The organism is Streptomyces sp. SDr-06 (assembly GCF_003324565.1).
GTDB lineage: Bacteria > Actinomycetota > Actinomycetes > Streptomycetales > Streptomycetaceae > Streptomyces.
This window is the reverse complement of sequence record NZ_QOLA01000018.1, coordinates 1-25,084: the sequence shown is the minus strand read 5'-3', so window position 1 is coordinate 25,084 and position 25,084 is coordinate 1. Positions and strand designations below refer to the sequence as shown.

26 protein-coding genes are annotated in these 25,084 nt (G+C 73.0%); 13 read left to right on the top strand and 13 right to left on the bottom strand.

Annotated features, from left to right (window positions below; genetic code table 11):
* Positions 1–222: 222 nt before the first annotated feature.
* On the top strand, positions 223–1,290 hold the full coding sequence (gene hemE / locus DT019_RS28765) for a uroporphyrinogen decarboxylase (protein ID WP_114039862.1): 1,068 nt from the start codon (positions 223–225) through the stop codon (positions 1,288–1,290).
* 6 nt (positions 1,291–1,296) lie between these two features.
* On the opposite strand, the gene DT019_RS28760 is transcribed toward hemE, so the two are convergent.
* Complete coding sequence (locus tag DT019_RS28760) at positions 1,297–2,673, bottom strand: FAD-dependent oxidoreductase (RefSeq protein WP_114039861.1); 1,377 nt, start codon at positions 2,671–2,673, stop codon at positions 1,297–1,299.
* A gap of 217 nt (positions 2,674–2,890) precedes the next feature.
* On the opposite strand from DT019_RS28760, the gene hemG reads away from it, so the two are divergent.
* Positions 2,891–4,321, top strand: a complete 1,431-nt coding sequence (gene hemG / locus DT019_RS28755; protein ID WP_114039860.1) for a protoporphyrinogen oxidase — start codon at positions 2,891–2,893, stop codon at positions 4,319–4,321.
* Between the two features lie 4 nt (positions 4,322–4,325).
* Positions 4,326–5,042 carry a hydrogen peroxide-dependent heme synthase gene (hemQ, locus tag DT019_RS28750; protein WP_114039859.1) on the top strand — a complete coding sequence of 239 codons (717 nt, stop codon included), beginning with the start codon at positions 4,326–4,328 and terminating at the stop codon, positions 5,040–5,042.
* A gap of 76 nt (positions 5,043–5,118) precedes the next feature.
* Here the strand turns inward: hemQ and DT019_RS28745 are convergent, their stop codons facing one another.
* The 5 genes from DT019_RS28745 to DT019_RS39830 all read right to left on the bottom strand — a co-directional run bounded on the left by DT019_RS28745 (position 5,119) and on the right by DT019_RS39830 (position 10,586).
* Positions 5,119–6,717 carry an alpha/beta hydrolase gene (locus tag DT019_RS28745; protein WP_114039858.1) on the bottom strand — a complete coding sequence of 533 codons (1,599 nt, stop codon included), beginning with the start codon at positions 6,715–6,717 and terminating at the stop codon, positions 5,119–5,121.
* Positions 6,718–6,823: 106 nt separating this feature from the next.
* A complete protein-coding gene (locus tag DT019_RS28740) occupies positions 6,824–7,582 on the bottom strand; it encodes a TIGR04222 domain-containing membrane protein (protein ID WP_114039972.1) in 759 nt (252 codons plus the stop codon).
* Positions 7,583–7,656: 74 nt separating this feature from the next.
* Positions 7,657–8,445 carry a DUF4142 domain-containing protein gene (locus DT019_RS28735; RefSeq protein WP_114039857.1) on the bottom strand — a complete coding sequence of 263 codons (789 nt, stop codon included), beginning with the start codon at positions 8,443–8,445 and terminating at the stop codon, positions 7,657–7,659.
* A 163-nt stretch (positions 8,446–8,608) separates the two neighbouring features.
* Entirely contained in the window at positions 8,609–9,922 is a 1,314-nt protein-coding gene (locus DT019_RS28730; RefSeq protein WP_411292746.1) for a DUF692 family multinuclear iron-containing protein, read from the bottom strand.
* Positions 9,923–9,980: 58 nt separating this feature from the next.
* Complete coding sequence (locus DT019_RS39830) at positions 9,981–10,586, bottom strand: DUF4142 domain-containing protein (RefSeq protein ID WP_189390030.1); 606 nt, start codon at positions 10,584–10,586, stop codon at positions 9,981–9,983.
* A gap of 296 nt (positions 10,587–10,882) precedes the next feature.
* On the opposite strand from DT019_RS39830, the gene DT019_RS28720 reads away from it, so the two are divergent.
* A complete protein-coding gene (locus DT019_RS28720; RefSeq protein WP_223279820.1) occupies positions 10,883–12,187 on the top strand; it encodes a lipase in 1,305 nt (434 codons plus the stop codon).
* 11 nt (positions 12,188–12,198) lie between these two features.
* On the opposite strand, the gene DT019_RS28715 is transcribed toward DT019_RS28720, so the two are convergent.
* Positions 12,199–12,915: an aminoacyl-tRNA hydrolase gene (locus DT019_RS28715; protein ID WP_223279819.1), complete on the bottom strand. Its 717-nt coding sequence runs from the start codon at positions 12,913–12,915 to the stop codon at positions 12,199–12,201.
* 70 nt (positions 12,916–12,985) lie between these two features.
* Between DT019_RS28715 and DT019_RS28710 the strand changes: the two genes are divergently transcribed.
* From DT019_RS28710 to DT019_RS28700, 4 genes are read left to right on the top strand one after another with little or no spacing between them, the layout of a single operon-like run.
* Positions 12,986–13,663: an AIM24 family protein gene (locus tag DT019_RS28710; protein ID WP_114039854.1), complete on the top strand. Its 678-nt coding sequence runs from the start codon at positions 12,986–12,988 to the stop codon at positions 13,661–13,663.
* Positions 13,664–13,677: 14 nt separating this feature from the next.
* A complete protein-coding gene (locus DT019_RS39825) occupies positions 13,678–14,514 on the top strand; it encodes an ATP-binding cassette domain-containing protein (protein WP_411292747.1) in 837 nt (278 codons plus the stop codon).
* Positions 14,511–15,179, top strand: coding sequence for an ABC transporter (locus DT019_RS39820; protein WP_189390021.1), 669 nt, complete (start codon positions 14,511–14,513; stop codon positions 15,177–15,179). The genes DT019_RS39825 and DT019_RS39820 overlap by 4 nt, the downstream gene beginning before the upstream one ends.
* Before the next feature lie 45 nt (positions 15,180–15,224).
* Positions 15,225–15,434, top strand: a complete 210-nt coding sequence (locus tag DT019_RS28700; RefSeq protein WP_114039853.1) for a hypothetical protein — start codon at positions 15,225–15,227, stop codon at positions 15,432–15,434.
* Positions 15,435–15,448: 14 nt separating this feature from the next.
* Here DT019_RS28700 and DT019_RS28695 read toward each other — a convergent pair whose 3' ends face one another.
* On the bottom strand, positions 15,449–16,312 hold the full coding sequence (locus DT019_RS28695) for a polysaccharide deacetylase family protein (RefSeq protein ID WP_114039852.1): 864 nt from the start codon (positions 16,310–16,312) through the stop codon (positions 15,449–15,451).
* 231 nt (positions 16,313–16,543) lie between these two features.
* Between DT019_RS28695 and DT019_RS28690 the strand changes: the two genes are divergently transcribed.
* Positions 16,544–17,299, top strand: coding sequence for a hypothetical protein (locus tag DT019_RS28690; RefSeq protein ID WP_114039851.1), 756 nt, complete (start codon positions 16,544–16,546; stop codon positions 17,297–17,299).
* 12 nt (positions 17,300–17,311) lie between these two features.
* Here the strand turns inward: DT019_RS28690 and DT019_RS28685 are convergent, their stop codons facing one another.
* The 3 genes from DT019_RS28685 to zapE form a co-directional block, all read right to left on the bottom strand.
* Positions 17,312–18,184 carry a PPK2 family polyphosphate kinase gene (locus DT019_RS28685; RefSeq protein WP_114039850.1) on the bottom strand — a complete coding sequence of 291 codons (873 nt, stop codon included), beginning with the start codon at positions 18,182–18,184 and terminating at the stop codon, positions 17,312–17,314.
* 79 nt (positions 18,185–18,263) lie between these two features.
* A complete protein-coding gene (locus DT019_RS28680) occupies positions 18,264–18,689 on the bottom strand; it encodes an OsmC family protein (RefSeq protein WP_114039849.1) in 426 nt (141 codons plus the stop codon).
* Positions 18,690–18,755: 66 nt separating this feature from the next.
* Positions 18,756–19,862 carry a cell division protein ZapE gene (gene zapE, locus DT019_RS28675; protein ID WP_114039848.1) on the bottom strand — a complete coding sequence of 369 codons (1,107 nt, stop codon included), beginning with the start codon at positions 19,860–19,862 and terminating at the stop codon, positions 18,756–18,758.
* Between zapE and DT019_RS28670 the strand changes: the two genes are divergently transcribed.
* The 4 genes from DT019_RS28670 (at position 19,861) to msrB (ending at position 23,212) form a co-directional block, all read left to right on the top strand.
* Positions 19,861–20,679 (top strand): pyrimidine reductase family protein, encoded by an 819-nt coding sequence (locus DT019_RS28670; protein WP_189390018.1) that lies wholly within the window; start codon positions 19,861–19,863, stop codon positions 20,677–20,679. The two genes, zapE and DT019_RS28670, sit on opposite strands and share 2 nt — an antisense overlap.
* A gap of 171 nt (positions 20,680–20,850) precedes the next feature.
* Complete coding sequence (locus tag DT019_RS28665) at positions 20,851–21,300, top strand: indole-3-glycerol phosphate synthase (RefSeq protein ID WP_114039846.1); 450 nt, start codon at positions 20,851–20,853, stop codon at positions 21,298–21,300.
* A gap of 96 nt (positions 21,301–21,396) precedes the next feature.
* A complete protein-coding gene (gene murC, locus DT019_RS28660) occupies positions 21,397–22,791 on the top strand; it encodes a UDP-N-acetylmuramate--L-alanine ligase (protein ID WP_114039845.1) in 1,395 nt (464 codons plus the stop codon).
* Positions 22,792–22,810: 19 nt separating this feature from the next.
* Positions 22,811–23,212: a peptide-methionine (R)-S-oxide reductase MsrB gene (msrB, locus tag DT019_RS28655; RefSeq protein WP_114039844.1), complete on the top strand. Its 402-nt coding sequence runs from the start codon at positions 22,811–22,813 to the stop codon at positions 23,210–23,212.
* A gap of 63 nt (positions 23,213–23,275) precedes the next feature.
* On the opposite strand, the gene DT019_RS28650 is transcribed toward msrB, so the two are convergent.
* Both DT019_RS28650 and DT019_RS28645 read right to left on the bottom strand, forming a co-directional pair.
* Positions 23,276–23,569, bottom strand: coding sequence for a chorismate mutase (locus tag DT019_RS28650; RefSeq protein ID WP_114039843.1), 294 nt, complete (start codon positions 23,567–23,569; stop codon positions 23,276–23,278).
* Between the two features lie 261 nt (positions 23,570–23,830).
* Positions 23,831–24,562 carry a 4'-phosphopantetheinyl transferase family protein gene (locus DT019_RS28645; protein WP_223279817.1) on the bottom strand — a complete coding sequence of 244 codons (732 nt, stop codon included), beginning with the start codon at positions 24,560–24,562 and terminating at the stop codon, positions 23,831–23,833.
* Between the last annotated feature and the right edge of the window lie 522 nt (positions 24,563–25,084).

The window sequence follows — 25,084 nt, the reverse complement described above, 5'->3', positions numbered from 1 at the left end:
CCATCTACGGCGTTGTCGTCGGTTGTCGACGCTCCGTGTCGTCGCCCTCCTCCGCCTTGCAGTCGGCCGCACCAGGCTCTCGCTCACCGGCGCCAAAAGAGCCACAGCAGCTCGCGAGCGACCGGATCCGCCGGACAGGCCCCAGGCGGAACGGGCGCCCGGCGCCGGTAGGGACACCCGGCCTGGGGCAGCGGCTTGCGGGCACATGCGAAGATTCTGGTCGTGAGCGCCAACGACCGCCCTGTGGGCCAGCCGAACAGCAAGACGCACGACTCCGCGTTCCTCAAGGCGTGCAGGCGGGAAGCCGTCCCGCACACGCCGGTCTGGTTCATGCGCCAGGCGGGGCGCTCGCTCCCCGAGTACCTGAAGGTGCGCGAGGGCATCCCCATGCTGGAGTCCTGCATGCGGCCGGAGTTGGTCACGGAGATCACGCTCCAGCCGGTGCGCCGGCACAAGGTCGACGCGGCCATCTACTTCAGCGACATCGTGGTCCCGCTCAAGGCCATCGGTGTCGACCTGGACATCAAGCCGGGCGTCGGCCCCGTCGTCGCCGAGCCGATCCGGACCCGGGCCGACCTCGCGCGGCTGCGCGACCTCACCCCGGAGGACGTCCACTACGTCACCGAGGCGATCGGCATGCTGACCGGCGAGCTCGGCGCCACGCCGCTCATCGGCTTCGCGGGCGCCCCGTTCACGCTGGCCAGCTACCTCGTGGAGGGCGGCCCGTCCCGCAACCACGAGAACACCAAGGCCATGATGTACGGCGACCCCGAGCTCTGGGCCGACCTGCTCGACCGCCTCGCCGACATCACCGCCGCCTTCCTCAAGGTGCAGATCGAGGCGGGCGCCTCCGCGGTGCAGCTCTTCGACTCCTGGGTGGGCGCGCTCGCCCCCGCCGACTACCGCCGCTCGATCCTGCCCGCCTCCGCGAAGGTCTTCGACGCGGTCGCCTCCTACGGCGTCCCCCGCATCCACTTCGGCGTGGGCACGGGCGAACTGCTCGGCCTCATGGGCGAGGCCGGCGCGGACGTCGTCGGTGTCGACTGGCGCGTCCCGCTGGACGAGGCGGCCCGCCGGGTCGGCCCCGGCAAGGCGCTCCAGGGCAACCTCGACCCGGCGGTCCTGTTCGCCCCGACCGCGGCCGTCGAGGCCAAGACCCGCGAGGTCCTGGACGCGGCCGCCGGCCTGGAGGGCCACATCTTCAACCTCGGCCACGGGGTGCTGCCGTCGATGGACCCGGACGCGCTGACCCGCCTCGTCGCCCACGTCCACGAGCAGACCGCCCGCTAGCGGCGGCTATCCGGCGGCGCGCACGGCGGATACCGCCTTGCGCGCCGCCACCAGGACCGGGTCCCACACCGGCGAGAACGGCGGGGCGTATCCGAGGTCCAGCGCGGTGAGCTGATCCACCGTCATTCCCGCGGTCAGGGCGACCGCCGCCACGTCGATCCGCTTCGCCGCGCCCGCGCCGCCCACGATCTGCACGCCGAGCAGCCGCCCCGTGCGCCGCTCGGCCAGCATCTTCACCGCCATCAGGGCCGCACCCGGGTAGTACCCGGCGGTGTGGGTGGACTCGATGGTCGCCGTGACGTACTGGAGGCCCTCCGCGCGGGCCTCCTTCTCGGTGAGCCCCGTGCGCGCGATCTCGGTGTCGCAGACCTTGGTGACGGCCGTGCCGACGACACCGGGGAACGTGGCGTAGCCGCCGCCCACGTTGGAGCCGATGACCTGGCCCTGCTTGTTGGCGTGGGTGCCGAGCGCGATGTGGCGGTGGCGGCCCGAGATCAGGTCGAGCACCTCGACGCAGTCGCCGCCCGCCCAGATGTCCTCGTGTCCGCGCACCCGCATCGAGGTGTCCGTGCGCAGCCCGCCCGTCTCGCCGAGCGGCAGCCCGGCCGCGCGGGCCAACTCGGTACGGGGCGTGACGCCCAGGCCGAGCACCACCACGTCGGCCGCGTACTCGGCGGCGTCCGTCGCCACCGCGCGCACCCGGCCCGACTCCGCCGTGTGCACCTTGGTGACCTCGGCGCCGGTGACCACCCGGATCCCGGAGCGCTCCATCGCCTCGGTGACGCGCCGGCCCATGTCCGGGTCGAGCGAGTGCATCGGCTCGGCGCCGCGCGTCAGCAGCGTCACCTCGAACCCGCGCCCGGTCAGCGCCTCCGCCATCTCGACGCCGATGTAGCCCCCGCCCACCACCACCGCGCGCCGGCCCCCGGCCGCCTCCAGGCTGTCGAGCAGGGCCCGGCCGTCGTCGATGGTGTGCACCCCGTGCACCCCCGGGGCGTCGATCCCCGCCAGCGCGAGCCGCACCGGGCGCGCACCGGTGGCCAGGACGAGCTTGTCGTACGAGGTCCACTCCTCGGCGCCGGACGCCAGGTCGCGGGCCCCCACCCGGCGCCCCGCCAAGTCGAGCTCCGTCACCTCGGTGCGCATGCGCAGATCGATGCCGCGGGCCCGGTGCTCCTCGGGCGTGCGGGCGATGAGGTCCTCGTGGGCCGGTACGTCGCCGCCCACCCAGTAAGGGATGCCGCACGCGGAGTACGAGGTGAAGTCCGAGCGCTCGAAGGCGACGATCTCCAATTCGTCGGGGCCCTTCAGCCTGCGCGCCTGCGACGCCGCGGACATGCCCGCCGCGTCACCGCCGATGACCACCAGTCGCTCCGCCGCCATGGGGGTTGCCTCCGTCGTGGGGTTGCTCCGGATCCGCCTTCTCCTGGTGAAGATACGTACCGGGGGAGCGGGGAATTCCCCGCCCGGCCGGTGGCCTTCGCGCCGTTGGTCCCGCCGCCCTGCCAACTTGCCCTCCGCGTACGGTCGTCGAGTGTCCCGGTCGTGGCGTGCCGGGACTCGTTTCGGCTCGTCGGGGGCGGTCTGAGACAGTGGAGTCATGGACAACGCCGTCAGCCGCGCCCCGCACATCGTCGTCGTCGGAGGCGGCATCTCCGGACTCGCCGCAGCCCACCGGCTGCTGGGCGCCGGAGCCCGGGTGACCGTGCTGGAGGCGAGCACGGTGCTCGGCGGCAAGCTGCTGAGCGGTGAGATCGAAGGCGCGCCCGTCGACCTCGGCGCCGAGTCGATGCTGGCCCGCCGACCCGAGGGCGTGGAACTGGCCCGCGCGGTCGGCCTCGGCGACCGGATCCAGCCGCCCGCCGCCGCGTCCGCCGCCATCTGGACCCGGGGCGCCCTGCGGCCGATGCCCACGGGCCATGTGATGGGCGTCCCCGCGCAGCCCGCCACCCTGCACGACATCCTGTCCGCCGAGGGACTGGCCCGCATCGCGCAGGACCGCGACCTTCCCTCCACCGAGGTCGGAGAGGACATCGGCGTCGGCGAGTTCGTCGCCCAGCGGGTCGGCCGCGAGGTCGTCGACCGCCTGGTGGAGCCGCTGCTCGGCGGCGTGTACGCGGGCGACGCCTACCGGATCTCCCTGCGGGCCGCCGTGCCCCAGCTCTTCGAGGCGGCCCGCACCCACGGCTCGCTCCTCGACGGCGTCCAGGACATCCAGGCCAGGGCCGCCGCCCGGCAGCAGACCGGGCCGGTGTTCGCGGGCCTCGACGGCGGCATCGGCACCCTGCCCGGCGCGGTCGCCGACGCGGTGCGCGCCCAGGGCGGCGAGATCCGCACCGAGACTCCCGTGCTCGCCCTGAGCCGCACCCCGGGGGGCTGGCGGATCCGTACCGACACCGAACTCCTCGACGCGGACGGCGTGATCCTCTCCACCCCCGCCTGGTCCGCCTCCGCGCTGCTCGCCGCCGAGTCGCCCGTCGCGGCCGCCGAGCTCTCCGAGATCGAGTACGCCTCGATGGCGCTGGTCACCCTCGCCTTCCGGCGCGCCGACCTGGCCGCTCTTGAGGAGCGGTCCGGGTTCCTGGTGCCGCCGGTGGACGGCCGCACCATCAAGGCCTCCACCTTCTCCTCGTACAAGTGGAAGTGGGTCGCAGACCGCGGCTCGGACCTGTTCGTGCTGCGCACCTCGATCGGGCGCTACGGCGAGGAGGAGCACCTGGAGTGGGACGACGCCGATCTCGTGGACGTCTCGCTCGGCGATCTCGGCGAGGCAGTCGGCCTGTCCGCCCGGCCCGTCGCGACCGAGGTGACCCGCTGGATCGGCGGACTCCCGCAGTACCCGGTGGGCCATCTGGGCAGAGTCGCGCGCATCCGCGCCGAGGTCGCCAAGCTGCCCGGACTGCGGGTCTGCGGCGCGGTCTACGAGGGTGTCGGCATTCCCGCGTGCATCGCGAGCGCCCGCCGGGCGGCGGACGAGATCATCGCCACGTCGACCCTGGCGCAGAACACCCAGAGGGACGCGGGACAATAGCCACATGAGTGCTGCTCCGGAAAAGATTCCCAACGCGGGGAAGAAGGCGAAGGACCTCAACGAGGTCATCCGCTACACCCTGTGGTCTGTCTTCAAGCTGCGCGACGTCCTGCCCGAGGACCGCACCGGCTACGCCGATGAGGTCCAGGAGCTGTTCGACCAGCTCGCCGCCAAGGACATCACCGTCCGCGGCACCTACGACCTGTCGGGTCTGCGTGCCGACGCGGACATCATGATCTGGTGGCACGCGGAGACCTCCGACGAGCTCCAGAGCGCCTACAACCTGTTCCGCCGCACCAGGCTGGGCCGCGCGCTCGAACCGGTGTGGTCGAACATGGCGCTGCACCGGCCCGCCGAGTTCAACAAGTCGCACATCCCGGCGTTCCTCGCGGACGAGAACGCCCGCGACTACGTGTCGGTGTACCCGTTCGTGCGCTCCTACGACTGGTACCTGCTGCCCGACGAGGACCGCCGCCGGATGCTCGCCGACCACGGCAAGATGGCCCGTGGCTTCCCGGACGTGCGGGCCAACACGGTCGCCTCGTTCTCGCTGGGCGACTACGAGTGGCTGCTCGCCTTCGAGGCCGACGAACTGCACCGCATCGTCGACCTGATGCGCCACCTGCGCGCCTCCGAGGCCCGCATGCACGTGCGGGAAGAGGTGCCGTTCTACACCGGCCGGCGCAAGAGCGTCGCCGACCTCGTCGACGGCCTCGCCTGACCAACAGGCCCTGAAAGACCAGGTGACCGGGGTCCGCGCCACGCGAGCGGCACCCGGACACCCCTGACCCGGAAGATCAGAGAGCGGGCAACACATGCCCCGGCCTGCCGGCTGCCCGCTCGTCCAGCGACACCGGGTTCGGCTCCCGGTGCGGCGCGCACGCAGCGCGCCGCACCGGCGTCCGGCCGTTGAGCAGGTAGTCCTCCACGTAGCCGTTGACGCAGGCGTTCGCGCCGCCCGCGATGCCGTGCGTACCGGCGTCCTTCTCGGTGACCAGGACGGATCCCGGCAGCCGCCGCTGGAGTTCCAGCGCGCCGGGGTACGGCGTCGCCGCGTCCCGCTCGGCCGCCAGGATCAGCGTCGGCGGCAGCGCCCCCTCCCTGGCCCCCACGTCCACCGGCTTCTGCTGCGGGGCGGGCCAGTAGGCGCACGGAAGGTTCATCCACGCGTTGTCCCACGTCTCGAACGGTGCGATCCGGGCGAGCCGGGTGTTGTCGCGGTCCCAGGTCCTGAAGTCCCGCGGCCACGCCGCGTCGTTGCACTCCACGGCCGTGTAGACCGCGTTGCCGTTCTCGTCGTCGCGCGCCGACTCCGGCTTGGGCGCGGCCTGTTGGACCAGCGGCCGCGGGTTGCCCTTGAGGTACTCCGACAGCGCGGTGGCCCGGCTCGCCCAGTAGTCGTCGTAGTACCCGGCCTTGAGGATCGCGGCCTGCAACTGGCCGGGGCCCACGGTGCCGCCGGCCGGTTCGCGGGCCAGCCCGGCCCGCACCTTCTCGTAGCTCTCCAGCACCTCCTGCGCCGTGTCGCCGAGGTGGTAGACCGCGTCGTGCTTGGCGACCCAGGTGCGGAAGTCCGCCCAGCGGCTCTCGAAGGCCCGCGACTGGTCGAGGTTGTTGCGGTACCAGATCTGCTCCGGGTCCGGGTCGACCGCCGAGTCGAAGACCATCCGGCGGACGTGCGAGGGGAAGAGCGTCGCGTACACCGCGCCGAAGTAGGTGCCGTACGAGGCGCCCATGAAGGTCAGCTTCCGCTCGCCCAGCGCCGCCCGCAGCACGTCCAGGTCCCGCGCGTTGTTGATGCTGGTGTAGAACGGCAGCGCCGCGCCCGCGTTGCGCGCGCAGCCCTGGGCGTAGGCCTGGGCCTGCGCGATCCGCTCCTTCTTGTACGACTCGGAGGGGTGCGAGGGCGACTGGGTGGGGGCCTTGGCGAAGTCGCCGGGGTCCTGGCAGGACAGCGGGGCCGAGCGGGCCACCCCGCGCGGGGCGTAGCCGACGAGGTCGTAGGCCCCGGCGATCCGCTTCCAGTCGGCGAGTTGGGCGACCATCGGGAAGTACATGCTGGAGGCGCCGGGGCCGCCGGGGTTGAACACCAGGGCGCCCTGCCGCTCGGCGGGCTTGCCGCCGGCCTTGAGGCGGCTGACGGTGAGCGCGATCTGACGGCCCGTCGGGTGGGCGTAGTCGAGCGGGACCTTGACGGTGCCGCACTGGACGGAGGCTGGCAGCGACTCCACGTCCGGGCAGCGGCCGAAGGCGATCGGGGTGGCGGCCGCGCGCCGGGCGGCGGCGGCCACGCCCTGGGCCTCGGCGGTGAGCGGGTCGGCGCTGCCCGCGGGGGCGGCGACGAGGGCGGAAAGAACGAGGGAACCCAGGGTCCCGTACAGCGCTACAGCTCTCATCGCCGGTCCATCCCTTTCGTGCTGCGGTACTACGGAAGTACATACAGATCAAAAGGGGATACTTCGCCGGAGGTGAAGTAAAGCAGCGGGGCCGCGCCGGACGCGGTCATTGACCCCGATGCGCGAAGCGGCCGCTCGTCAGGGCGGTGCGCAGCTGGGGATCGTCCACCGCCCGCAGGCCGCGCACGGCGATCGCGGTGAGCGGATCGCCCGCCGCGTCGAGCCCGCCGAGCAGCCGCTGGCCGTCGGGCGAGGCCCAGCGGGTGTACGGATGGATCTCCACCCGGGCGATGACGAGGCAGCCGAGCGTGAGGACCAGGGGCAGCGCGAACCAGGCGGCGATCTCGCCCCGCCCGGTGTCCCCTTCGCCCGGCATGAGGAGCGCCGCGAGGGCCAGCGCGGTGATCAGCGCGGTGGCCGACCGCACCGCGCGGACCGAGGCGCTCACCCCGGACCGCACGGTGTGGGGGACGGCGAGCCCGGCTCTGGCGAGCCGGTCGGCGAGCGAGCGCACCGCGTCGGCGGCCGCCGTGCCGGAGCGTATGGCCGCTATCCGCTCCTGGCCGCCGGGGCCGATCGCGGTCAGGACGGACCGCTCCAGGTCGTCGCGGCCCTCGGGGACGACGACGGTGGCCCAGCCGGTGTGCGCGAGCAGCAGCCTGCGGGCGCGGTGCATGGAGACCAGGGTGAGGTCGGCGACCCGGTAGGGGCCGCCGGCCAGGAACGCGGCCTCGTAGCAGGACAGGTCCCGCTCTCCGTCCGGGCGCGGTTGCGGACGCGCCGCGGCGACGGCGGCGAGGCAGAGGCGGCCACAGGACAACCCGGCCGCGACCATCGCGGGCAGAAGGAAGAGGACCCAGAACATGGCCGAGTTGTATGCGAAGTTGACGCTTCGCCGCCACAGTCTGCCCACATTTTGGACGTCGGGTTATCGCTTCGTTACGGAGTGTGGGAGGCGGGTTCGGGCGAGGCCTGGTCCTTCGGCCGGGACGCGGGGGGCGGCAGCGGGAACGACGGCGAGGCGGCGTCGGACGGCGCGGGCGTGAGGGGCACCGGGCTCCTCGGGGTGGCCCCGGGGGTGGGCGGTGGAGGCCCGGTGGGGCTCGCGGTCGCGGTCGCCGCGCCGTCCCGGGCGAGCGCGTCGAAGTCCACGAACCCGGTCGCCTCCAGCATCGTGATGTGGTCGAGGACGGTCGTGTTCGCGTCGTCGGCCAGGCCGCGCACCAGCGAGTTGCGGGTGGTGGCACGGATCTGGGCGACCAGTGCGAACACCTTGCCGTGCGCGGCGCGCAGGAGGTTGGCGAAGTCCCGCTCGTAGGCGGTGCCGGTGTCCGCCGTGAGCCGGCGCAGCCAGCCCTGCTGCTGGGCGTTGGGCTGGTCGGGCAGCTCCATGCCGAGTTCGGCCGCGACCTCGCGGACCCGGGCGTCGAGGAAGGCGTGCCCGTCGACGAGGTGCTGCCCCGCCGCCTTGACCGAGGCGCTGGGCGCCCGCTCGATGGCCTGCTGGCCCGCCGGTCCCTCCCAGAGCCCGGCCAGCCGCACCCGGACCACGAAGTCCCGGTCGGCCGCGGACAGCGGGCCCCCACGGGCCGCCACCGTACCCGCGTCGAGATCGGCCAGCGGGGTGCCGGAGCGGTCGGCGTAGGACCAGACGGGGAAGAGCAGCGCGAGCAGCGTCGCCGCGAGGGCGACGAGGACGAGCCCGGTACCGGACGACAAGCGACGCATGGGTGCCTCCTGGTGCGGTGCCGCACGGTAGTGCGGATGCCGCTGATCCGGGAGGCGGTTTCGTGAAATGGGTGGCCGAGTGGTGTGGGGGTCGTCACGTGATGCGCAACGTCCGGTCAACTCTCGTGCGCACACGGTACGTTGGCCGGTTCGGCGGCATCGCTCAGGCGGCCCGGGTCAGGGTGCGAAGGAGCCGGGCCGCGCGGCCCGGCGGCCTGGCCCCGGCCCGCTCCTTCCACCAGCGGGCCAGGGCGCGGCGGGTGTCCGCGTCGGCGGGCGGCCGGTCGTCGAGCACGAACCGCGCGAAGTCGAGGGCGTCCTGGCGGTAGCCGCCCCGCAGCGGCCGCGACCCGGCGTACGCGGCGAAGGCGTCCCGGTAGCCCTCGCCCAGGACGCGCGGCAGCTCCGGGGCCACCTTGGCCACCACATCGGCCCGCTTGGCCGCGAGCGCGCGGGCCTGCACCCGCAGCCGCCGTCCGTCGAAACCCGTCGGGGCGGGCGTCCCGGCGGTCAGCGAGGAGAGCAGCGCGGTCTGGGCGAGGGCGAGGCGCTCGCGCGACCGGTCGCCGTCGTCGGGAGGCGAGGCGGGGGGACGTCCTTTCGGCTCGGCGGGACGCCGGGTCGGCGCCGTGGCCGTGTCCAGGGTGGCCCGGATCGCTTCGAGTTCCCCCGCAAGCTCCGCCGCGGGCGGAAACGCCTCGTCCCGCTCCAGGAGCACCCCGGGCGGCGAGATCCGCGAGGCCAGTTCCGCCAGGATGTCGAGGACCGGGCGGGGCACGGGGTGGGCGTGCGTGTCGTGCCACACCCCGTCCCGCTCGACGCCGCCCGCGACATGCACGTACGCGATGGCCTCCAGAGGCAGCTGGTCGAGGACCTTCGCGGGGTCCTCGCCGCGGTTGACGTGGTTGGTGTGGAGGTTGGCCACGTCGATGAGCAGCCCGACCCCGGTGCGCTCGACGAGCTCGGCCAAGAACTGACCCTCCGTCAATTCCTCGTCGGGCCAGCCGATCAGGGCCGCGATGTTCTCCAGGGCGAGCGGCACCGGCAGCGCGTCCTGCGCGATGCGGACGTTCTCGCACAGCACGCGCAGGGCGTCCCGGGTGCGGGGCACCGGCAGCAGATGGCCCGCCTCCAGGCGCGGCGATGCGGTCAGTGTGCCGCCCGCGCGCACGAACGCGATGTGCTCGGTGACGAGCGGGGCGCCGAGCGCCTCGGCCCGCGCCGCGAGGTCGGCGAGGCGGCCGGTGTCGGGCCGGTCCGCGCCACCGAGGCCGAGCGAGACCCCGTGCGGCACGACGGTGACGCCGCGCTCACGCAGCCGTACCAGCGCCTCGGGAAGGTGCCCCGGGCAGAGGTTCTCCGCGACCGCCTCGACCCAGTCGATGCCGGGGAGCTCTTCCACGGCCCGAGCGATCTCAGGCCGCCAGCCGATGCCGATGCCCACATGCTTCATGGACAGGTCATGGCCCGCGGCCATGGCGCCGAATCCCGCCCGGGCACGTTCAGAGCTTGATTTGAGGTTGCCGGTCGCGCGGTCAGCTGGGGACGGCCAGCGCGTCGAAGTCCACCAGGCCCGTCGCCTCCAGCATCGTCATGTGGTCCAGGACGGTCGTGTTCGCGTCGTCGGCAAGCCCGCGCACCAGCGAGTTCCTGGTGGTCGCGCGGACCTGGGCGACCAGTGCGAACACCTTGCCGTGCGCGGCGCGCAGGAGGTTGGCGAAGTCCCGCTCGTAGGCGGTGCCGGTGTCCGCCGTGAGCTGACGCAGCCAGCCCTGCTGCTGGGGGCTGGGCTGGCTGGGCAGCTCGATGCCGAGCTTCCCGGCGACGTCACGATCGTGCTGGTCCAGTGCGGCGTGGCCCATGACGAGATGGTCCCCGGCCGCCTTGATCGCCACGCTGGGCGCCCGCTGCTGGGCCTGAAGTCCGGCCGCGCCCTCCCACAGCCCGGCGAGCCGCACCTTGGTGACGAAGTCCCGGTCCGTCGCGGACAGCGGGCCCCAGGGGGTGGGCGTGGAGGCGGCGTCGAGGTTGGCCTGCGGGGTGCCCGCCCGGTCGGCGTACGACCAGACGGGAAAGGAGAGCGCGCCGAGCGTGGCCACGAGCACCGCGATGAGCAGGCCCGTGCCGTTGACGCGGCGCAGGACGGAACGGCTGGAGCGGACTATTCCACGCGACAAGATGCCTCCCGGGGCGGCCGGTTGAGAGCGTGATCGCTGCTCGGCGGTATCGGAAGGTACGTAAGGGGCGGGTGGTGCGTTCAGCCGGGGAAGGGCGGATCGGCGGTGCCTCCGGGCACCGACGCCTCGCGGCCGTGACCGCGCGCGGCGGATGAGGAGGGGGTGCCCCCACAGAAGGCCCGGGGGACTGCACCAGTGTGTCGGGAGTGCCGGGACGCGAGTCTGAACAGGCCGTACTACAGGGCCACTTGGAGGAAGTCGTGAGAACCCGTATGCCCTCGCCGCCCCCGTCGTCATCGCGCACCGCCCGCCGCTGCCGGGCCGTTCTCGGGGCGGGGGCGTCACTGCTGTGCTGCGGTCTGCTGCTCGGCGGGCCCGCCGTGACCGGCGCCGTCGCCGCCCCGGCCCGGACCGGGCACGAGGAGGGTGCCCGGGGTGAGTTGGTCTCCGCCGAGAAGCTGTACACGCTGGCCTCGGCGCAGGCGGTCGCCGCCGAGCTGGGCCGCGCCGGCTTCGACGGCGCTGTCGCCCGGCACGGCGTGGCCGGGTACCGCCTCGTGTACTGGACGGTCGATCCGCACGGGCGGCCCACCCTCGCCAGCGGACTGCTTGTGCTGCCGCTCGACGGCGAACGGCGGCTGCGGACGGTCTCCTTCGCGCACGGCACCGGTGTGCACAGGAACGACTCCCCGTCCATGAGCGGCCCGGGCACGTTCCTGTCCGCGCCGGTCGTCGCGCACGCGGCGGCGGGGGCCGCGACGGTCGCACCCGACTATCTGGGGATGGGCACGGGCCCCGGCCCGCACCCCTGGATGGACGTTCCGTCCGAGACCACGGCGTCCCTGGACCTGCTGCGGGCCGCCCGCGCCTTCGTGCCGCGCACCGGGCACGCACTGGAGCGCACCGTCCAGGTCACCGGGTTCTCGCAGGGCGCGTCGGCGGCCCTGGGACTGGGGCGGGCCTTGCAGGCGGGCGAGGACCACTGGTTCCGGCTGGGCGCCCTCGCACCGGTCAGCGGTGCCTACGACTTCGGCGGCACCGAGCTGCCCGCCCTGCTCGCGGGGCGCCTCGACCCCAAGTCCGGTGTCGTGTACGCCGCTTACACCCTGGTGGCCTTCAACCGGCTCCAGCCCGTCTACGACCGGCCCGGCGAGGTCTTCCGGGCCCCGTACGACCAGAGCGTCGAAGCGCTCTTCGACGGCGCGCACACCGGCGAGCAGCTGATGCGGGGCACGCCGGACACGCTCGGCGAACTGCTGACCGCGCACGGCCGGGAGCTGCTCGCGCACCCGGCGGGCCCCCTCGCGGCGGCCCTGCGCGCCACCGACGCCGTCTGCCGCGACTGGGCTCCGCACGCGCCGACCAGGCTCTACATGGCGACCGGGGACGAGCAGGCCGTCACCGACAACACCGCCGGATGCCGGAAGGCGCTGCGGGCGAGCGGTGTGGACGTACCGGTCGTCGATCTCGGACCGGTCGACCACCACGGATCCCGCCACCTGGGGTCCAATGTCGCGGCCACGACGCGGATCGTGCGCTGGTTCGCCGGGCTCCGCGAACGGTGAGCCGCCCGGGCTCACCCCGTGCGCAGCGCCGGGTGGTCCGCGACCACCGTGCACGAGCCGGGGGCGATCTCGGTGAAGCCCGCGTCGCGGACCACCGGGAGCCCGCTGAGCGTCAGTTCGCGCCACACGGCCGGGTCCGCGGTGCGGACCGACAGGGCGAAGTCCGCCTCGCGCCAGGCCTCGCGGTCCGCGTCCGACAACTCCCACCAGGCGAGTTGGGCGCCGTGGCCCGCCTGCGCCATGGCCTTGCCCGCCGACATGTCGAGGTCCGGGTTGAGCCAGAGCACCGGCGCCAGCGGATCGGGCGCGCCCGGCTCGGCCGGGTCGTCCAGATCGGTGCCCGAGACCTGGAGCTTGGCCAGTTCCTTGGGCCAGCCGTCCAGCGGCACCGGCGGGAAGACGCGTACCTCCGCGGCCTTCCCCGTCACCGTGATGCCGGGGAGCGCGGAGGCCTTGCGCCACTCGGCGCCGCGGGCCCGCCGCACCACCTTGCGGATCCGCGCGTCCTGCCAGGCGCGTACCACCGCGGCCCACTCGCCCTCGCCCCGCGACCGCTCGTCGGAGAGCATCACCAGCACCGCGCGGGCCGCCGTCTCCAGGGCGTCGGTGCGCGCCGGGGGCTCGGCCTTCTCGATGTGCACGACGAGCGGCAGCACGTACTGCCGCTCCTCGTCGCGCGGCGACTCGTCGTGAAAGGGGCTGTCGGAAAGGGTGTCCTGGGTGCTCACGCCCCCAGTCTGCCAGCCGCCGAATTGGTGATTCTTGGCGGAATGAATTGTTCCGGGACAGGATGCGCCCATGAAGAGCGACCTTTTTGCCATCGAGAACATGGCCCAGCCGGCGACCGCCGCCGGAATGACGCTGGAGAACGCCAAGTCGATCAAGTACGCCGTCAACGGCGAGATGCTCGCGCGCCAGGGAGCGATGATCGCCTACCGCGGCACCCTCCAGTTCGAGCGGCGGGGCCAGGGCATCGGCGGCATGCTCAAGCGCGCGGTGACCGGCGAGGGGCTGCCCCTGATGTCGGTCAGCGGGCAGGGCGAGGCCTGGTTCGCGCACGAGGCGCAGAACTGCTTCATCGTCGACATCGAGCAGGGTGACGCCCTCACCATCAACGGCCGCAACGTGCTGTGCTTCGACGCCACGCTCAGCTACGAGATCAAGACGGTCAAGGGCTCCGGCATCGCCGGCGGCGGCCTGTTCAACAGCGTGTTCACCGGCTACGGCCGGCTCGGCCTGGTCTGCGAGGGCAACCCGCTGGTCATCCCGGTCTCCCCCCAACTGCCGGTGTACGTCGACACCGACGCGGTGGTCGGCTGGAGCGCGAACCTCCAGACCTCCCTGCACCGCTCGCAGTCCATCGGCTCGATGCTGCGCGGCGGCTCCGGCGAGGCCGTCCAGCTCATGCTCCAGGGCGAGGGCTACGTCATAGTCCGCCCGAGCGAGGCGACGCCGCAGAAGGCGCAGCAGCACTGAGCACCGCACGCGCCCTGCGGGGAGTGGGCCGCCGGTACTGTCTCGGCGGCCCCTGGGTCCTGCGCGGCATCGACCTGGACCTGGCCGAGGGGACCCTGCTCCGGGTCGAGGGCGTCAACGGCACAGGGAAGTCAACCCTGTTGAGGCTCCTCGCCGGTATCGACGCGCCGACCGAGGGCCGCGTCACCGGCCGCCCCCGCACCGCCTACGTCCCCGAACGCTTCCCCGCGGCCCTGCCCTTCACCGCGGCCGGGTATCTGACGCACCTCGGCCGCATCCACGGCCTGCCGCGCCGGACGGCGAAGGAGCGGGCGGGAGGGTGGCTGGAACGGTTCGGCGCGGCCGCGCACGCGGGCACCCCGCTCGCCGAGCTCTCCAAGGGCACCAGCCAGAAGGTCGCCGTCGCCCAGGCGTTGCTCGCCGACCCCGAGCTCCTCGTCCTGGACGAGGCGTGGACCGGCCTGGACACCCGCGCCCGCGCCGAGCTGGACCGCGCGGTGCACGAGCGGGTGATGGCGGGCGCCACCGTCGTCTTCGTCGACCACGACCCGAAGCGGCTCGCCGACCGCGAACACGCGCGGTACGCGGTGACCGGCGCGACCCTGAAGCCCGTGGCCCCCGAGCCGCTGCCCGCGCCGAGGACGGCACCGCTCCCCGGTTTCGTCCTCATCGACGTGACGGGAGCCGAGGACACTCCGCTTCCGCCCCAACTGCCTGGCTGCCCACAGGAGTTGGCTGGTTCCGGCGGCTCCCGCACCCTCCGGGTCGCGGCCGCCCGGTCGGACGACCTGCTGCGCGCCCTGCTCGCCGCCCGCCCGCCCTGGCACATCGAAGGAGTACGCGGCCCGTGATTCCGCTCGTGCGCTACCAGAGCGCGCTGCTGCTGCGCTCCCAGCGCTGGCTGGGCCCGGTCCTCGGGTACGCCGCCCTCATGGGCATCGGCGTGCAGCCGGGCGAGCCGGTGCTCGACTCAATGGGGTACGCCGCCGCCGGACTGCTGCCGGTGGCGGCCTGGCTCGTGCGGATCTGCGTCACCCAGGAGCCGGAGGCCGCCCGGGTCTGCGCGGCGGCGGCGACCGGTCCGGCGCGGGTCCACCTCTCGGCCCTGCTGTCCGCGACGGGCTGCGCCGCCCTGCTCGGCCTCGTCGGCACGGCGTACGTCGCCGCGGTGAGTGCCCCCATGAGCGGTGACCACAAGGTCGCGGTGCCGCTGGGGTCCGCGGCCCTGGCGGGGCTCGTGGCCGCCGGGGTCTGCGTGCTGACCGGCGCCGCGGTCGGCGCGCTGGGCAGCCGTCCGGTGCTGCACGGCCGCGGCTGGTCCCTCGCGCTCACCGCGCTGGCCGCGCTGTTCGCCCTGGTCCTCGCGCCCTCACCCGCGCAGTACGCCGTCCACGCGCTCGTCGCGGGCTCGCGCACCGGCGCCGTCCACCCGGCGGTGCTGCCGCTGGCCGCGGCGCTCGTGCTCGCGGTGGTGGTCGCGGCCGGGGTCTGCGCCCTCAGCCCGCGCCGCCGCTGAGCCCGCCCGCGGCCCCCGTCGCCGCATCCGATTAGGCTCGACCGCATGGACGAGACGCCCCCGCACGACGACACGGCCTCCTGCGACGGCGGCCCCGCCAGGGTGGCCCCCGTGCCCGTCCCGGCGGACGGCGGCCCCTTCGCCGAGTGCGTGCTGTGCCGCGAGCCCACCGAGTACCCGGAGTCCACCAGGGGCAGCACGCTCTGCCCGGTCTGCGAGTGGCAGGAGGCCCAGCGCACGGCCTGTTCGGGCTGACCGCCGCCGGTCCCTCAGTGCCGGGCCGCGCCGCGGATCAGGTCCGAGACCTTGACGAAGCGGTAGCCGCGCCTGCGCAGCTCCGGCACGATGCGCTGGAGCGCCGCGTCGGTGACCGGTGCCGCGCTGCGGGTGCAGTGCATGACGACCAGGGAGCCCGGCTGGACCCCGGCCAGCACCTGGTCGGCCACCGCGTTCGCGTCCTTGGCGAAGGCGTCCCCGCTCACCACGTCCCACTGGACGGCGGTCATCCGCAGCGGGGCGAGCGCGCGCAGCACCTCGTCGTCGTAGCAGCCGCCGGGGAAGCGGAAGTACGGGACGGCGTTGCGCACTCCGGCCTTCTTGAACTGGGCCGTCGCCTTCTCGACGTCCGCCCGCATCGCGTCCTTCTCCACCACGGGCAGCCCGTAGCAGTCGGACTTGAACGCGTAGTGGCTGTAGGAGTGGTTGCCGATCTCGAAGTTGGGGTCGGCCCCGATGTCCCGGGCCTCGGCCGGGTACTCCTCGGCCCACCGCCCGGTCATGAAGACGGTGGCCGGGACCTTCAGCCGCCGCAGATCGGCGATGAGCGCGGGGTTGTCGAAGCGCTCGCCGCCCGCCGCGCGCGGGCCCTGGTCGGCGGTCATGTCGGCGTCGAAGGTGAGCGCCACGACCTTCTCGCCCCGCGGATTCTTCGGCGCCCGCTCGAAGACGGGGGTGAGCCCGCCGGGGCCGGGGGCCAGGGTCGCGGGGGCCCCGGCCAAGGACGGCGCGGCCGCGCCCGAGGGCGCCGAGGAGGGACTGGCCGCCGCCGGACGGGGGGCCGGGTCGGAGCCGCAACCCGCGAGTGAGGCACCGAGCAGGGCAACCGCGAGCAGTTTGCGTACAGAAGTGGTCACTTTCGGAAATTAACCGATCGTATGGACCGATTTGTGAGCGGCGCACTGGTCGGCGCGGAGATTCCGGCCAATGCCGCACAACCGGGTCACCGCGCGGCCCCTGCGGTCCCTGGGACCCAAGCCCCGCAACGCGCCCGACGCGCCCCCGCGGACTACGCTCGTTGCATACGGAACACGCGCCCGAACGGCCCTTTCGCAGGCGGGGCGCGGTTCACGGCCCAGGGAGGCGACGTGGCCGGATCCCGTACAGCCGCGGGCTCGGCGGCACTCTGCTCGGCCGCCGTGGTGCTCTCGCTCGCGGGCGCGGCCACCGCGCACGCGGACGACACCGGCTCCCTCACCGCCGAGCAGATCTCCCAGCGCTCCCACGAGGCCCTGCTCGGCGCGCACTCGCTGCATGTGACGGCCAAGGGCGAGCTCGGCACACCGGGCAGCTCGACCTCCTTCGACCTGACGCTCGACCGGTCCGGGAACTGCCGGGGCTCGGTGAGCCTCGGCCCGCAGGGCTCGGTCGAGATCGTGAAGCGCGGCGCCGACATCTGGATGAAGCCGGACGCCGCGTTCTGGAAGAACGAGGTGCCCGGCGGCGGCAGCGCGCTCGCCTCGCTCGTCGGCGACCGGTACCTCAAGGGCACCACCAGCGATCCGGTGCTGCGGAACACGACCGCCGTGTGCGATCTCGACACCTTCCAGAAGTACCTCGACACCTCCGCCGCGATGCCCACCACCGGGCTCACGAAAGGCAGACCGACCACGGTCGACGGCACCGCCGTCATCCCCGTCTCGGCCACCGAGCAGGGCCGCGTCCACACCCTCGACGTGGCGGCGACCGGCAAGCCCTACCCGGTGCGGATCACCGTCGCCAGGACCGGCGCGGCCCCGGACGCGACCGTCCGCTTCGACGGGTTCGACCAGCCGGTTCCGTCCGCCACCCCGTCCGCCGCGGCCAGCGTGGACCTCTCGGGCCTGCTGAGCCACTCGGCGTGAGCCGCCCCGGGGTCACCCCTCCGCCAGCAGGCGCCGCCTGCACTCCGCCACGTCGAAGCCGCCCGGCGGGTACCGCGGGTCGAGCGCTTCGAGATGCTCCAGGAGCAGCCTGCCGACCGCCCAGTCGCGGTACCACTTGCGGTCGGCCGGCACGAGGTACCAGGGGGCGGCTGCGGTGGAGCACCGCTCAAGGGCGATCTCGTACGCCTTCTGATACGCGGGCCACAGCGCCCGCTCGTCGATGTCCCCGGGGCTGAACTTCCAGTGCTTGTCCGGGTTGTCGAGGCGCGCCAGCAGACGGCGGCGCTGCTGCTCGTAACCGATGTGCAGGAACACCTTCACGACGCTCACGCCGTCGTCCACCAGAGACCGCTCGAAGTGGTTGATCTCCTCGTAGCGGCGCGCCAGTTGGGGGCGCGGGACCAGCGCGCGGACGCGGGCGATCAGGACGTCCTCGTAGTGCGAGCGGTCGAAGATGCCGATCTCGCCGGGCAGCGGCAGGGCCTGGGCGACGCGCCACAGGAAGGGGTGAGCCAGCTCTTCGCGGGTCGGCTCCTTGAACGCCTTGATGCGGCAGCCGGAGGGGTTGAACAGGCCGATCACGTGCTTGACGGTGCCGCCCTTGCCACTGGTGTCCATGCCCTGGAGCACCAGCAGGATCCGCCGCCTGTCGCCCGCCGTGCTCGCCGCGTACAGGCGCTCCTGGAGACCGGCGAGCCGTTCACCCATCCGGGCGGTTTCCCTGAGACCCGCGGCCTTGTCCCGCGGCCCGGCGGGCAGGGGGTCCCCGGCGTACGAGGCGAGGTCGGGGCGGGTGCCCTCGGGGATGCGCAGCAGCGCGCGGAGGTCCTGTCCGGGCTCGTTCTTCCTGCCCTTCCCGGCCACTGCGCACCCCTTCCGGCCGCCGGTACGTTCCCTCGATCGTGCGATGGAACGGCGCCCGGCGCTACCGCTGGCGCGAGCCTCAGGCGAGCTCGGCGGTGAGCGTGATGGTGGTCCCCGAAAGGGCCTGGCTCACCGGGCAGTTCTTCTTGGCGTCCTCGGCGGCGGCCTGGAAGCCCTGCTCGTCCAGGCCCGGCACCTCGCCGCGCACCGTGAGGTGGATGCCGGTGATGCCCTCGCCGGGCTGGAAGGTGACGTCGGCCTTGGTCTCCAGGCGGGTGGGCGGGGTGCCCGCGCCGGTCAGGCCGTGCGAGAGGGCCATCGAGAAGCAGCTGGAGTGGGCGCCCGCGATGAGCTCCTCCGGGCTGGTCTTGCCGTTGGCCTGCTCGGCGCGGGACGGCCAGGAGACCGCCTGGGACGCGATGCCCGAGGAGTCGAACGTGACGGTGCCGGAGCCCTTGATGAGCTCGCCTTCCCAGACCGTGTGCGCCGTGCGCGTGGTGGCCATGGTGATTCCCTTCTGTGGCCGAGGGAGCCACGGACGGATGCAGCTTCGGCCCCCTCGGCCCCAAACCTACTGCGCGACAAGGCCCTTCGCGTCGCGGGCGAGCGCGGTCAGCCGGGAGATCGCCCGGAAGTACTTCTTGCGGTAGCCGCCGTTCAGCATCTCGTCACTGAACAGCCGGTCGAAGGGCAGGCCCGAGGCGAGCACCGGCACCTCGCGGTCGTAGAGGCGGTCGGCGAGCACCACGAGCCGCAGCGCGGTCGACTGGTCGGGCACCGGCCGCACATCGGTCAGGCAGACCGCGCGCACGCCGTCCGTCAGGGCCCCGTACCGGCTGGGGTGGACGCGCGAGAGGTGGTCGAGGAGCTGCGGGAAGTCGTCGAGGGCCGCACCCTCGGTGGCGTACGCGGCCCGGGTGACCTGCTCATCGGAGAACGGGGCCGGGGCCTCGGGCAGACCGCGGTGGCGGTAGTCCTCGCCGTCGATCCTGAGCGGCCGGAAGTGCGCCGAAAGGCCCTGGATCTCGCGCAGGAAGTCGGCGGCCGCGAACCGGCCCTCGCCGAGCTTGCCGGGCAGCGTGTTGGAGGTGGCGGCGAGCGCCACGCCCTGCTCGACCAGCTTGCCGAGCAGCGAGGACACCAGCACGGTGTCACCCGGGTCGTCCAGCTCGAACTCGTCGATGCACAGCAGCCGGTGGCCGCTCAGGGTCTGCACGGTCTGCTGGAATCCGAGCGCGCCGACCAGGTTCGTCAGCTCGACGAAGGTCCCGAAGGCCTTGAGCGCGGGCTCGGCCGGGGTGGCGTGCCACAGCGAGGCGAGCAGGTGGGTCTTGCCGACGCCGTACCCGCCGTCCAGGTACACCCCGCGCGGCCCGGTGGCGGCGGCCGGCTTCTTCGCGAACCACCGGCGCTTCGCCCCCACGGCGTGCGCCCCGCCGAGCCCCGCCGCGAACGAGGAGAGCACGGTGACCGCCTCGGCCTGGCTGGGCTGGTTCGGGTCCGGTACGTACGTCTCGAAGCGGACCGAGTCGAACCGCGGCGGCGGCACCATCTCGGCGACCAGACGGTCGGCGGGGACATGCGGCGCGCGGGCGCAGAGCGACACCGGGGCCGCTTGGGTTATGGGGCTGGTCGACACAGTTCCCCACTGTAAGGGTCGTGCCAGACTGCACGGCATGCGACAACTGTTCCCTGTGACCGACCAGACACCGGATGCCGCAGGCGCCCTGGACGCCGACGCCGACAGGGTCGCCGCGTCGGCCGCTCCCGCCGCCGACGCGGAGTGGTCGCTCGACCGGCTGGCCGATGCCTACGCCTATCCCCGTACGGACGGCCCCTGGCTGCGGGCCAACATGGTGTCCTCGCTCGACGGCGCGGGCCAGCACGACGGCCGCTCGCAGCCGCTGTCCTCGGAGACCGACATGCGGATCTTCGGCACCCTGCGGGCGCTGGCGGACGCGGTCGTGGTGGGTGCGGAAACGGTACGCCTGGAGGGGTACCGGCCGGCCAGGGCACGGGCCGAGTTCGCCGAGCGCCGCAAGGCGGCCGGGCAGGGCCCGGTCCCGGTGATCGCCGTCGTGAGCGCCAGCCTGGACTTCGACTTCTCGATGCCCCTGTTCACCTCGCCGCTGGTGCCCACCCTGATCCTCACCGGGGCGGCCGCCGACCCCGACCGGGTCCGCGAGGCCGAGCGGGCCGGCGCGAAGGTGGTCGTCGCGGGCGACGGCCCCGGGATCGAGCCCGCGTGGGCCCTGCGGGCGCTGGCCGACCGGGGCCTGGTGCGGCTGCTGACCGAGGGCGGCCCGCGGCTGCTCGGCCAGTTCGTGGCGGCCGAGATCCTCGACGAGCTGTGCCTGACGGTGTCGCCGACGCTGACCGCGGGCGCCGCGCAGCGCATCGCCGGAGGGCCCGCCGTGCGGATCCCCCAGCGGTTCGCGCCGACGTCCGTACTGGAGGACGACGGCTTCCTGTTCACCCGTTACCGCCGGATGTGACAATCGGCGGAATTTGCCGTTCCGGTTAGCTCACGCTGGGCACACTTACTCACGCAGACCCCGTGCGGGCACGGGGAAGGATGGTTTCCGCAGGGGCCGTACCCGCCACTTCGGCGTGGCGGCGGCCATGGAGAGAACAGAAGGGCGCCTGTGGTGTTCACGAGCGTATTGATGATCGAGAAGCCCCTGACCTCCGTCGACGTGGAATTCGTCACCACCCTGCACGGGGACGAGCCGGTTTCCTTCGTCGTGCTCATGCAGCCCAGGGGCGACCAGGACCGCCTGCTGCGGGCGATCGACGACGTGGCGCTCGGCGAACTCGACGAAGCCGTCCACGAGGGCGAGGAGCCCGAGGGCCAGGCCGCCCACGGCCCCGCCGAACTGGCTCTCCAGCACTCCGTGCAGTCGCTGCGGGACGCCGGCAGCAAGGCGGTGGGACATCTCGTCGACGAGCACCCCCTCGACAAGCTCAAGGGCGTCGTCGACGAGGTGCGGGCCGACGAGGTCATCGTCCTGACCGCCCCGCACTACGTCGAGGAGTTCTTCCACCGGGACTGGGCCTCGCGCGCCCGCCACAAGGTGGGCGTCCCCGTCCTGAAGCTCTTCGCCCACAGCGAGTAGCCCCGCCCCGTCATCCGGAGCCGTGTCGCGGCCGGAGCCCCCGCAGGAATTAGGGTGGGGGCTCCTTCTGTACGTCGCACCCGGGGAGAGAACCGCATGGCATCCGCCATTCCCACCGCCATGGAACGGCCGCACTTCATCGGCATCGGCGGTGCCGGCATGTCGGGCATCGCGAAGATCCTGGCCCAGCGCGGAGCCGAGGTCGCGGGCAGCGACGCGAAGGAGTCCGCCACCGCCGAGGCGCTGCGCGCGCTCGGCGCCACCGTGCACATCGGCCACGCGGCCGGTCACCTCGCCGACGACGCCACCTGCGTGGTCGTCTCCAGCGCGATCCGCGCCGACAACCCCGAGCTGGCCCGCGCCGCCGAGCTGTCCGTGCCCGTCGTACACCGCTCGGACGCGCTCGCCTCGCTGATGAACGGCCTGCGCGCGATCGCCGTGGCGGGCACCCACGGCAAGACGACCACCACCTCGATGCTGGCCGTCGCCCTGACCGAGCTGGGCCTCGACCCCTCGTACGCCATCGGCGGCGACCTCGAAGGCCCCGGCACCAACGCCCGCCACGGCGAGGGCGACATCTTCGTGGCCGAGGCCGACGAGAGCGACCGCAGCTTCCAGAAGTACGACCCCGAGGTCGCCATCGTCCTCAACGTCGAGCTGGACCACCACGCCAACTACGCCTCGATGGACGAGATCTACGAGTCCTTCGAGACCTTCGTCGGCAAGGTCAGGCCCGGCGGCACCCTGGTGATCGCCGCCGACCAGCCCGGCGCGGTCGAGCTCACCCAGCGGGTCCGCGACCTGTCCTCGCTCAACGTCGTCACGTACGGGGAGTCGGAGACGGCGGACGTACGCGTCCACAAGGTCACCGCGCGCGGCCTCGCCTCCGAGGTGACCGTCCTCCTGAACGGCAAGTTCCTGACCTTCACGGTCTCGGTCCCCGGCCGCCACTACGCCCACAACGCGGTGGCCGCGCTCGCCGCCGGCGTCGCGCTCGGCATCCCGGCGCACAACCTCGCCTCGGCGCTCGGCAAGTACACCGGAGTCAAGCGCCGCCTCCAGCTCAAGGGCGAGGCCAAGGGCGTCCAGGTCATCGACTCCTACGCGCACCACCCCACCGAGATGACCGCGGACCTGGAGGCCATGCGGGGAGCGGCCGCGGACTCCCGTCTCCTGGTGGTCTTCCAGCCGCACCTGTTCTCCCGCACCCAGGAGCTCGGCAAGGAGATGGGCGAGGCCCTGGCGCTCGCCGACCTCTCCGTAGTCCTCGACATCTACCCGGCCCGCGAGGACCCGGTCCCCGGCGTCACCAGCGCCCTGATCATCGACGCGGCCAAGGCCGCGGGCGCCACGGTGACCGCCGTGCACGACCAGTCCTCCGTGCCGGACGTCATCGCGGGAATGGCAGCCCCCGGCGATCTCGTTCTCACCATGGGCGCGGGCGACGTGACGGACCTCGGCCCGGCCATCCTGGCCCGCCTGTCGAACTGATCCGACCGAGGAGCACCCCATGGCGTACGACGTCGAGAAGCCGGACGAGCAGTGGCGCGCGGAGCTGACCCCCGCCGAGTACCAGGTGCTGCGCCGGGCGGGCACGGAGCCCGCCTTCGTCGGTGAGTACACGGACACCAAGACGGAGGGCGTGTACTCCTGCCGCGCCTGCGGCGCCGAGCTCTTCACCTCCGGCGAGAAGTTCGAGTCGCACTGCGGCTGGCCGAGCTTCTTCGACCCGAAGGACAGCGAGGCAGTCGAACTCATCGAGGACCGCACCCACGGCATGGTGCGCACCGAGGTCCGCTGCGCCCGCTGCGGCTCGCACCTGGGCCATGTCTTCGAGGGCGAGGGCTACCCGACCCCGACGGACCAGCGGTACTGCATCAACAGCATCTCGCTGCGGCTGAACGAGAAGTAGGACCGAGCACCCGAGGGGGGCCGGGACGGACACGCGTCCGTCCCGGCCCCTGGCCGTTCGCGGCTACCGGCTCACCTTGATGGTGCCCCGGCAGATCTCCAGGATCTTCATCGCGATGGCGCTCCCGGGCCGCCCGAACCGGTCGGCGTACCGGTTGATGATCACGTTCTCGCGGCTGAACTCGGTACGGCGCCCGCCCGCCGTGAGCCGGACCCGCTGGACGGCCTCGGACAGTGTGCGGCGGCGCTCCAGAAGGACCAGGATCTCGGCGTCGAGCACGTCGATGGAGCTTCTGAGCTCCGCGATCGCGGCCTCCGGGCCGGCTTTCTCGCTGGTCGGCAGTGTCTCCAGGGTCATGGTGCTCTCCTCGTGGGGCAGGACGGGTGACGTACGGGACGGTCGGCCTGGCACGGCTCGTGGGAGCGGAAGGTCAGTCATGGACGGCGATGGGCATCGGATCGTTTTCCACGACTCAACGCCTATCAAGGAAGGGCCTGCCGTTTGGGCGAACTCGCCTGAAAAAACAGGACAGTTCAGCACCCGCACCCCTGGGGCGCGAGAGCCTCCTGAGGCTGCGCGGCCCGGCGGTGAAGCCGCCCGCCGGGGGAGGAGCAGCGCCTACGCGTGTTCGTGGAGACAGACCTCGGGGAGTGCGGCGCCCGGTTCCGCGGGCACGGCGAGGGCCGCCGCCCAGGCTGCGGGTATCGCGAGGTCCGTCACGGCCCACGACGCGGGAGTCCCGGGCACCCCGGTCGCCACGACGGCCGGACCGGCGTGCTCCGGCCGGGTCTCCACTTGGGAGAGGTCGGTCGTGATCCCGACGCCGACGGCCTTGAGCACGGCTTCCTTACGGGTCCAGCAGCGCAGGAAGGCCCGGGTGCGGGCATCCCCCTCCGCGCCGAGCACGACCCCGCGCTCCGACTCGGTCAGCGCGGTCGGCGCGAGCTCCTCGATCGGGAACTCCCGTACGACCTCGACATCCACCCCCACCGGCACGCGGGCCACGGCGAGCATCCCGCAGCCCTCGGTGTGCGAAATGCTGATCCACCACGGGGAGCTCGGGTGCAGCACGGCGGGCGGCCCGTGCAGGGGATCACCGCATCCCGGGCACGGCCTGCGGCCGAGGCCTATCTCGGTGGGCGGTACGTCGAGCAGCTCCGAGAGGATCCGCCGGCTCGCCGCGCGCCCCGCCACGAAGCCCGCCGCCGCCCCCGCGTGCACGAACCGGGCGGCACGATCCCGCTCCTCCTTGCTGAGCAGGGCCAGGTCGGCGGGGTCTGCGGGGCCGTCGCCCGCGCGCCACCACCAGGCGTGCGCGACGGCGGTGTCGGATTCGAGGATCAAGGTCACGGAGGAACGCTACAGCCCCTGGACCGCGCGGGGTTGACGCTCGAGTTGACGCGGCCAGTGCGGGCCCGTAAGGTCCTTCGAGTTGCCACGGAGCCGGAACGGTTCTGCGGCAACCGTCCGCCGCAGGTTCTGCGGCACCCAACTCAGCACGATCTCCCGCCCGGGATGAATTTCGGCATGCCGAATTCCATTTCCGGTCGGACCGGAAGACTCGATTATGAATCGGCCGGGGAAATCCGCTAGAGTTCGGGACGTCGGAACGGCCCAACAGCCGGGAAGACAAACCCCAATTCGACGGGGAATCGGACGCGAAAGAGTCTGATAGAGTCGGAACACGAAATACCGAAGGGAAGCGCCCGGAGGAAAGCCCGTGAGGGTGAGTACGAAGGAAGCGGCCGTTCCTTGAGAACTCAACAGCGTGCCAAAAGTCAACGCCAGATTGACAACCCCGTCCACTTCGGTGGATCGAGGTTCCTTTGAAAAGTCCTGTCCGGCCCGTGTGGTCGGCAGGCAATGACACAG

What these genes read in the sequence shown, in the direction of transcription:
- murC (WP_114039845.1), top strand. Translation starts at nt 21,397, where the DNA reads ATGGCATCCGCCATTCCCACCGCCATGGAACGGCCGCACTTCATCGGC.
- zapE (WP_114039848.1), bottom strand. Translation starts at nt 19,862, where the DNA reads ATGCCGTGCAGTCTGGCACGACCCTTACAGTGGGGAACTGTGTCGACC.
- DT019_RS28740 (WP_114039972.1), bottom strand. Translation starts at nt 7,582, where the DNA reads ATGTTCTGGGTCCTCTTCCTTCTGCCCGCGATGGTCGCGGCCGGGTTG.
- DT019_RS28700 (WP_114039853.1), top strand. Translation starts at nt 15,225, where the DNA reads ATGGACGAGACGCCCCCGCACGACGACACGGCCTCCTGCGACGGCGGC.
- hemG (WP_114039860.1), top strand. Translation starts at nt 2,891, where the DNA reads ATGGACAACGCCGTCAGCCGCGCCCCGCACATCGTCGTCGTCGGAGGC.
- DT019_RS28730 (WP_411292746.1), bottom strand. Translation starts at nt 9,922, where the DNA reads ATGGCCGCGGGCCATGACCTGTCCATGAAGCATGTGGGCATCGGCATC.
- DT019_RS28760 (WP_114039861.1), bottom strand. Translation starts at nt 2,673, where the DNA reads ATGGCGGCGGAGCGACTGGTGGTCATCGGCGGTGACGCGGCGGGCATG.
- hemQ (WP_114039859.1), top strand. Translation starts at nt 4,326, where the DNA reads ATGAGTGCTGCTCCGGAAAAGATTCCCAACGCGGGGAAGAAGGCGAAG.
- msrB (WP_114039844.1), top strand. Translation starts at nt 22,811, where the DNA reads ATGGCGTACGACGTCGAGAAGCCGGACGAGCAGTGGCGCGCGGAGCTG.
- DT019_RS28745 (WP_114039858.1), bottom strand. Translation starts at nt 6,717, where the DNA reads ATGAGAGCTGTAGCGCTGTACGGGACCCTGGGTTCCCTCGTTCTTTCC.
- DT019_RS28735 (WP_114039857.1), bottom strand. Translation starts at nt 8,445, where the DNA reads ATGCGTCGCTTGTCGTCCGGTACCGGGCTCGTCCTCGTCGCCCTCGCG.
- DT019_RS28650 (WP_114039843.1), bottom strand. Translation starts at nt 23,569, where the DNA reads ATGACCCTGGAGACACTGCCGACCAGCGAGAAAGCCGGCCCGGAGGCC.
- DT019_RS28680 (WP_114039849.1), bottom strand. Translation starts at nt 18,689, where the DNA reads ATGGCCACCACGCGCACGGCGCACACGGTCTGGGAAGGCGAGCTCATC.
- DT019_RS28710 (WP_114039854.1), top strand. Translation starts at nt 12,986, where the DNA reads ATGAAGAGCGACCTTTTTGCCATCGAGAACATGGCCCAGCCGGCGACC.
- DT019_RS28665 (WP_114039846.1), top strand. Translation starts at nt 20,851, where the DNA reads ATGATCGAGAAGCCCCTGACCTCCGTCGACGTGGAATTCGTCACCACC.
- DT019_RS28670 (WP_189390018.1), top strand. Translation starts at nt 19,861, where the DNA reads ATGCGACAACTGTTCCCTGTGACCGACCAGACACCGGATGCCGCAGGC.